The following is a 7,116-nucleotide window of genomic DNA, read 5'->3' as shown; positions in this document are numbered from 1 at the left end:
CATACTAGGTGTAAATAATGTGTGAATCAACAGCTAAGTCTCTACTCACGCAAAAGCAGTGGGAATTAGAACAATTGAAAAATGAGTTAGCATGTTAGCTGATTTGCATATGAAAAACCGCATTAAAGAGGCAAAAAGCAGTGCATTAGCAGCTAAGCAACAAGTTACTAGCATATGTAAACAGTTAGATGACCTATCAAGACAGTTAAAAACTAAAATTGAAATAGCCTATAGTGAAAGAGAACACTTAGTTATTGAAGCATAAAAAATAACCCCTTTAATTGTGAGGTACTTATATATTAGGTATATCTCAATTAAAGGAGGTTTATTATTACCGATGAACGAGAGCTTTAATGGTTGGAATATGTTCTACTTGCATAGCAATAAGCACCATAAGAAGTTGTTTTTTAGAATAGCCTTTAGGACCTTGTCTTGAAAAAGATTCAGGGTATATTTTAAGAAAAAATGTAAAATTAATAAAAGTCAATATAGCCTCAAGTTGAGTAAGAGGTTTTAATTCGTAAAATTCGTCTAAAGTAATTAAAGATTGTTGTCGATACATATTTAACAGTTTACTCCTTTCGATGTGGATTATTTGCTTAAAATGTATATCGAATCGGGGTAGGCTGTTTTTTATATGCAATATAAACATTGTAAAATCAAGGGATAAAAATTATGAAATTATCTCATGTATAAAAATTACTTGTCTGCAAGTAAAAATTTAAAATGACCTTTTAAAAAAATCATGCTATAATAAATTGAAATATTACAAATAGCGTATAAGCTAGGAGGAATTATGATGAAAGAACAACATTTATTAAGCTACGTACGACGTGCCATTCAAGACTATGGTGCGACTTGTTGCGATGTGAAAAGCATTGCCTAAGATAAAAGGAATTTAATCTTAAATCTTAGAACTGTTATTGCGATAAGCCAAATGAGAGAGTAACGACTCGAAGGACTTACACTGATACTACGATTAGCGTTCTATTAGGTAAATGATAGAGGGTTAAAAGCTCGTTGAAGTCGGCTGAGAGCTACCCTAACAGATTATGCTGAGGAAAGGCGAACCAGAGGTGGTCGAGTAGTGATAGGCCGGGTGTCTATAAAATGTCTATGGTTAGGATTGTTTGAAAGATAACTGACGAAGTTGGGAAAGTACGGGTCTATACTTGGCTTAGTCAGAAATGACTAAGGACGGAAAAACGTCGTAAGTGTGGGTGAGTAAAAGTCGTAGTTATGAAAATCCATATAGTGTTAAAGGCACTATCAAGCTTACAGGCTCATACCAACGACCTAAGGACATATGATAAAAGATAGCAATAACGGAACAAGGGAAGCTTAGAATATGGAGATTTTACCATCGATGAAATAGTAGTAGGGAAAAGAAAACTTACATCTATAACCTACTTTTATCTAAGTGAAAGCGGTGGCACAAACCAATTTAAAGACTCTTGTAATAAGAGTCACAGAGACAGCCACCAGACATTGAGTTACTAATGAAAAATAAGTAAGTTATTTTCAAGGTTTATATAAGACTAAGAGATACCCAAAACAAATATAATTTGCGAAAGGTAGACTTGAAAAACTGTCCCAAAACATCAAAATTAAAGAAACAGAAACTAAGAAATAATAAGTACTATAATATACAAAAAGTCTTTGACAAACTATATGCAGAGTCGAAAAAAAGGGAAGAAATTCACTAATTTTATTGACATTATTAAGTCAGATGACAATCTACTATTGGCATATAGAAACGTAAAGAAAAACAAAGGTTCTAAAACCGTTGGTACTGATAAAAAGAATATCTCATATATTGAAAATATGGGTTCTGAAACATATCTCAAAAGGATGAAAAATAAGATAGATAACTATCACCCCAAGAGTGTTCGACGTGTAGAAATACTTAAACTTAATGGTAAAACTAGACCTCTAGGAATACCATGCATTGAAGATAGATTGATACAATAAGCTATAAAACAAGTACTCGAGCCGATATGCGAGGCAAAATTTCACAAACATAGTTATGGATTCAGACCTAATAGGTCAACCTCTCATGCTATTGCAAGAGCAAATAGATTAATGGGTATAATGAACCTTTATTATGTGCTAGATATTGATATTAAAGGTTTCTTTAATAACGTAAATCATGTGAAACTAATTAAACAGATGTGGGCAATGGGTATCCAAGATAAAAATCTCATTAAAATAATAATGAAAATACTGAAATCCGAAATACAAGGAGAAGGTATTGCAGATAAAGGAAACACCACATGGAGGGATTCTCTCCCCTCTTCTAGTTAACATTGTCCTAAATGAGTTAGACTGGTGGATAAGCGATCGATGGAAGAGGTTTGAAACCAGACATGATTATGGAAAAATTAGAAGTGACCGAATAGATTATTCTTCAAAATATGCTACTCTTAGAAAACGTTCAAATTTAAAAGAAATGTGGATTGTTAGATATGCCGACGACTTTAAGATATTCTGCAAAGATTATAAATCCGCACAGAAAATCTTTATAGCAACTAAGAATTGGTTACATGAAAGATTAGGTTTAGAAGTAAGCCCTGAAAAATTCAAAGTGACTAATCTTAGGAAAAATTACACTGAATTTTTAGGTGTATCAACCAAAGTCAAGGAACACAAAAAACAAATTCACATATACAAGCAAAATGGACTCTAAGAGGGTCGATAATGTTGTTAAATAACTAAATAAACACAAAGTACACAATGTTGGGAAAATAAATTTCTTAGTTTGCAAAACCATTGAAAATAGGTTGAGAAATTCACTATTAAAGAAACACAAACCTATCGAAAGTTTTATAAAGGATACAATGTGAAAATGTATACTATACATGACATAACCCTATTTCCGATATATGCAGTCAAACACAAAATTCCACTGCCCTTCAATCAGAAATTCTGTATGTACACTGAATAAGGCAGGAAGACAATTCACAAATACGTAAGTGGTGATTTAGACAAAATGTAATATATCTATTAAACAACTACGGTAGGAATGCAACAACAGAATATCCCTTATGGCATGACAACAAGGATTATGTAAAGTTACTAAAGAACAACTAGAGATAGGAGAAATGGAATGTCACCATATACTACCTAGGCATAAAGATGGTACAGATAAGTATCAAAACCTTGTATGGATAACTAGTAACGTACATAAACTAATTCATGCCACAAAAGAGGAATCAATTAATAAATATCTAGAAATACTTGTAACTGTTCAGCCGTTGGCTGAATAAATATATTTTTTTGCTGTGGATAAACGAGTTTTTTAGCATGATTTTTATGTTAGATTTCCACATTTAAATTACTTCTACAATGCAATATGGACAAAACTTGCAAGCTTTAGTTATAGCATTAAATACGATTGGTATGGTAAGCATTAATCGTACTCATGAGATTTTAAGTAATCTTTTTTGCATACCTATTAGTACTGGAACTATTCATAAAATGGTGACTGAATGTGCTCAAAAGATTCTTCCTGTTATTGATGTGATCAAAGAAAAGATGATCGCTTCTCCGATCGTTCATTTCGATGAGATAGGAACACGTGTAGATAATAAACATGTTGGGTACATAATGCTTCAAACTCAAAATACACTTATCTAACAGTAGAAGACAAACGTGGCTATGAAGGATTGGAATCTAGCGGTATCCTTTCAAACTATATAGGTATAGCTGTTCATGATTGTTGGTCATCTTATTGGAAGTATGATGCTGCAACTCACGCCGTATGTTGTGCTCATCTTTTAAGAGAGCTTACAGGGATCAAAGAAAATCATCTTAAAAGACGTGGGCATCAAAGATGATAGAACTGCTACTAGATATGAAAAAACAAAGAGATAAAGCAGTATTTATGAGTAAAGAGGAGCTGAACTATTACTATACCCATAAATTCTATAAAGAATATCAGAGTATAATAGAGGGAGCTAGAAAACTCAATCCCATCCCAGAAAAAGTACCAGGTAAAAGAGGTCGACAAGGAAAAATCCGAGCTCTTATAGAAAGACTCTTTGACAACGAGGGTTCAATATGCCTATTTACTAAAAACTTCAATGTACCATTCGATAATAATCAAGCTGAACGAGATGTACGAATGGTAAAAGTAAAGACTAAAGTAGCTGGTTGTTTTAGAACACTTGATGGGGCAAAAAACTTTATGACAATCATGTCATATCTAGGAGCAGCTAAAAAATAAGGTATCAGTCCGATGAAAGCATAAAGAAAAGCACTTTCAGATCAATGTGATTTTATTTTTGCTTAAAATAGCGGCTGAACAGTTACAAATACTTAAATTAAATTTAGAGCAAATCACTATGGTTAATAAATTTAGACTCTTGGCAGGAAACTCAACTATTTAGTAATAAACTCAATGTTGGAACGCCGTATGAGTTCGAAAGTCTCATGTACGGTGTGAAGTGGGGGAAAACTCGGAGATAACATCAAAGAGTTACCTATCACTATACATGATTAACGAAGGTGACCGTATTGCCATTGGCATTTCTGGTGGAAAAGATAGTCTGATTTTAGCGTTAGCACTCCGTCAATTACAACGTTTCTATCCAAAGAAATTTGAAATTATAGGAATTACTGTCTCACTTGGTTTTGATAACTTCAATTTAACAGGTGTGAAGCAATTCTTTGAAAAATTAGAAGTACCCTTTGAAGTTATTGAGACACAGATTGGTGAGATTATATTTGATGTCCGTAAAGAACCTAATCCTTGCTCTCTCTGCTCTAAAATGCGTAAAGGTGCTTTATATGATTATGCAAAGAAATTAGGCTGCAACAAAATTGCACTAGGACATAATAAAGATGACATTAACCAAACCTTACTAATGTCATTACTTTATGAAGGCCGCATACATACAATGGCGCCTAAAACCTATATAGATCAAGTAGAACTTGATATTATTCGTCCACTTATTTATGTTCCTGAAGGAGACATTAAAGGCTTTGTAAAACGTGAAAACTTACCAGTTGTTAAAAGCCCTTGTCCTGCTGATGGAAAAACAAAACGTGAAGATATTAAGCAGCTTATTTATGCAATTCAAAAAGAAATTCCACGTGTTCAAGACCATATATTCGGTGCGGTAAGTCGTAGCCAAATACAGGGATGGCCAAAATAAGGAGGTTTACAAATGTCGAGTTATCAAGAAAATCAGCAAAAATATGTAACCCTTAAGACAAGGGAGATCCTTCAGGAGCTTCCGCCTTTTATCTTTGACTTCTTTAGAGGACTAGAACATAAAACAAGTGCCAATACCCGCATGGCTTATGCCTATGATATTCGCATTTTCTTTAATTACTTATATGAGCAGCTAGATAGATTCAAAGCACTCCTAAGTATTAAAAATATTACATTAAGGGACTTAGAATCCATTAAACCCCGTGAAATCGAAATGTATTTAGAATATCTATCTTATTATGAAGCAAAAACATTAGAGTCAGATGAAGTAGTTGCCCATCAAAATGGTCAAAATGGCAAAGCTAGAAAACTCGCTTCTATTAAAACGATGTATCATTACTTCTATAAACAAGAACGCATTACATATGACCCAACCTCCATTGTAGATATGCCTAAAATCTATGAAAAGCCAATTATTCGTTTAGAAATTGATGAAATTGCTAAACTTTTAGATGTGGTAGAATCAGGGGAACAACTTACTGAAAAGCAAAAACGTTATCATGAGTGTACAAAGTCTCGCGATCTTGCCCTCATAGGTGTCTTACTCGGGACAGGTATTCGTGTTTCAGAATGTGTAGGACTTAATATGGAAGATGTGGATTTTAACTATAATGGGCTTAAAATCACCCGCAAAGGTGGTAATGAAACAATCGTTTATTTCAGCCAAGAGGTAGAAAAGCTTTTACGAGACTATATAAGCGAGCGTAAAGAAAAAGTCTGCAAAGATCTGGATAATCCACTTTTCTTATCGATGCAAAACAAACGTATTTCTGTACGCAGCATACAAATACTTGTTAAAAAGTATAGTACACATGTAACAAGTCTCAAAAAATCACCCCTCATAAACTCCGTGCTACCTATGGTACACAGCTCTATCAAGAAACCGGTGATATTTACCTTGTAGCAGACGTATTAGGCCATAAAGATGTTAATACAACGAAAAAGCATTATGCCCAAATGGATGATGCCAGAAAACGTTATGCTGCTTCTGTAATTAAATTACGAGAAGAATAAATCAAAGGGTAAAAAATTTTTCCATGGAGTTTTGTCGTTTTTAGCTATCAAATTTATGTAATATGAAAACACCTTTAATTACGTTATATCTAAATAGAACTACAACATAATTAAAGGTGTTTAGTTTGTTATTACTCATTGACTTTAAACTTCTATAGTATAAACGTGCAAAATTAGTTCCAATAATTTTCCAGTACGATTTTGAGCAAAATAAAAAACATTTATGACATCTCTTGATATAATTAAGTCGACAAAAACCATAATCATAAGGAGATTACATAAATGTTTAATAACTTAATTATAAATGATTCTTTGGATATAATCAAATTCCTAAATAAGTTAAATCCTGATTTATTTTATTCTAAATCTCAGTACTCACATATCATCGCATTCATTTCATCTATGATGCTCAAAGGGTTTAATGGTAAAATTGCAGATGTAAATGAATTTAATATTGAAAAACATCGCACAACAATTTTCAGATTTCTTAACAAAAGTTCATGGGATGAATCTTTACTATTTCAGGAAATGAAAAGGTACGCTATTAAGCGTATATAGCAACTATTTGTTTTTTATACTTATCCACATTTATTCCACAGTTTCCTTGACCATGAGCCTCCGTTGATATGTTTTAAGACAGCAAAGACAGCTAACTTAAAAGTAAGTATGGCTGTGAAGATATGTGCTGCCTAGAATGGCATATCAAACCTCATAGTCAAGGAACTTTCGCGGCATAAACGTTAGTCTTCTTCATGTTTGAATAATGATTGACGATGTTCTAAACGATAGCTTTTACCTTCAGCTTCTATATTTCTCTCACAAATGAGCTTGATTTTATCAGTTGACAAATCTATAGGGCTTATCTTTTGAAGCGTTTCAATAGCAGC

At 33.1% G+C, this 7,116-nt stretch carries 8 protein-coding genes and 2 pseudogenes; 9 read left to right on the top strand and 1 reads right to left on the bottom strand.

The window, feature by feature from the left end; all coding sequences use genetic code 11:
* Positions 1-109 precede the first annotated feature (109 nt).
* On the top strand, positions 110-265 hold the full coding sequence (locus JCM14822_RS20725; RefSeq protein WP_172674857.1) for a hypothetical protein: 156 nt from the start codon (positions 110-112) through the stop codon (positions 263-265).
* A 66-nt stretch (positions 266-331) separates the two neighbouring features.
* On the opposite strand, the gene JCM14822_RS17385 is transcribed toward JCM14822_RS20725, so the two are convergent.
* The gene (locus tag JCM14822_RS17385; protein ID WP_054743790.1) at positions 332-562 is read right to left on the bottom strand and encodes a hypothetical protein; all 231 of its coding nucleotides are present in this window, start codon (positions 560-562) and stop codon (positions 332-334) included.
* Between the two features lie 1,412 nt (positions 563-1,974).
* Between JCM14822_RS17385 and JCM14822_RS23305 the strand changes: the two genes are divergently transcribed.
* From JCM14822_RS23305 to JCM14822_RS17355, 8 genes and pseudogenes are all read left to right on the top strand, one after another.
* The gene (locus tag JCM14822_RS23305; protein ID WP_306307382.1) at positions 1,975-2,304 is read left to right on the top strand and encodes a reverse transcriptase domain-containing protein; all 330 of its coding nucleotides are present in this window, start codon (positions 1,975-1,977) and stop codon (positions 2,302-2,304) included.
* Positions 2,252-2,686, top strand: a complete 435-nt coding sequence (locus tag JCM14822_RS23300; protein ID WP_054743786.1) for a reverse transcriptase domain-containing protein — start codon at positions 2,252-2,254, stop codon at positions 2,684-2,686. Before JCM14822_RS23305 ends, JCM14822_RS23300 begins: the two co-directional genes overlap by 53 nt.
* Positions 2,687-3,101: 415 nt before the next feature.
* A complete protein-coding gene (locus JCM14822_RS20720) occupies positions 3,102-3,266 on the top strand; it encodes an HNH endonuclease signature motif containing protein (RefSeq protein ID WP_157047870.1) in 165 nt (54 codons plus the stop codon).
* Between the two features lie 79 nt (positions 3,267-3,345).
* Positions 3,346-3,636, top strand: a complete 291-nt coding sequence (locus JCM14822_RS22820; protein ID WP_083461546.1) for an IS66 family transposase — start codon at positions 3,346-3,348, stop codon at positions 3,634-3,636.
* A gap of 17 nt (positions 3,637-3,653) precedes the next feature.
* A pseudogene (locus JCM14822_RS22815) lies at positions 3,654-3,836 on the top strand (IS66 family transposase); the annotation flags it as partial.
* Positions 3,833-4,225 carry an IS66 family transposase gene (locus JCM14822_RS22810; protein WP_054743782.1) on the top strand — a complete coding sequence of 131 codons (393 nt, stop codon included), beginning with the start codon at positions 3,833-3,835 and terminating at the stop codon, positions 4,223-4,225. The pseudogene JCM14822_RS22815 and the gene JCM14822_RS22810, both read left to right, overlap by 4 nt.
* A 268-nt stretch (positions 4,226-4,493) precedes the next feature.
* Entirely contained in the window at positions 4,494-5,156 is a 663-nt protein-coding gene (locus tag JCM14822_RS17360; RefSeq protein ID WP_054743780.1) for a tRNA 2-thiocytidine biosynthesis TtcA family protein, read from the top strand.
* 12 nt (positions 5,157-5,168) lie between these two features.
* Positions 5,169-6,229: pseudogene (locus tag JCM14822_RS17355) on the top strand (tyrosine-type recombinase/integrase).
* Positions 6,230-7,116 lie beyond the last annotated feature (887 nt).

This window comes from Cellulosilyticum ruminicola JCM 14822, from assembly GCF_001311925.1.
Taxonomy (GTDB): Bacteria; Bacillota; Clostridia; order Lachnospirales; family Cellulosilyticaceae; genus Cellulosilyticum; species Cellulosilyticum ruminicola.
Note: the sequence above shows the minus strand (reverse complement) of the source record. Positions and strands in the feature narration are given on the sequence as shown.

Bases quoted from the DNA above. Each gene is read 5' to 3' on its own strand.
- JCM14822_RS20720 (WP_157047870.1), top strand. From the start codon at position 3,102: ATGGAATGTCACCATATACTACCTAGGCATAAAGATGGTACAGATAAG.
- JCM14822_RS22820 (WP_083461546.1), top strand. From the start codon at position 3,346: ATGCAATATGGACAAAACTTGCAAGCTTTAGTTATAGCATTAAATACG.
- JCM14822_RS20725 (WP_172674857.1), top strand. From the start codon at position 110: ATGAAAAACCGCATTAAAGAGGCAAAAAGCAGTGCATTAGCAGCTAAG.
- JCM14822_RS17385 (WP_054743790.1), bottom strand. From the start codon at position 562: ATGTATCGACAACAATCTTTAATTACTTTAGACGAATTTTACGAATTA.
- JCM14822_RS22810 (WP_054743782.1), top strand. From the start codon at position 3,833: ATGATAGAACTGCTACTAGATATGAAAAAACAAAGAGATAAAGCAGTA.
- JCM14822_RS17360 (WP_054743780.1), top strand. From the start codon at position 4,494: ATGATTAACGAAGGTGACCGTATTGCCATTGGCATTTCTGGTGGAAAA.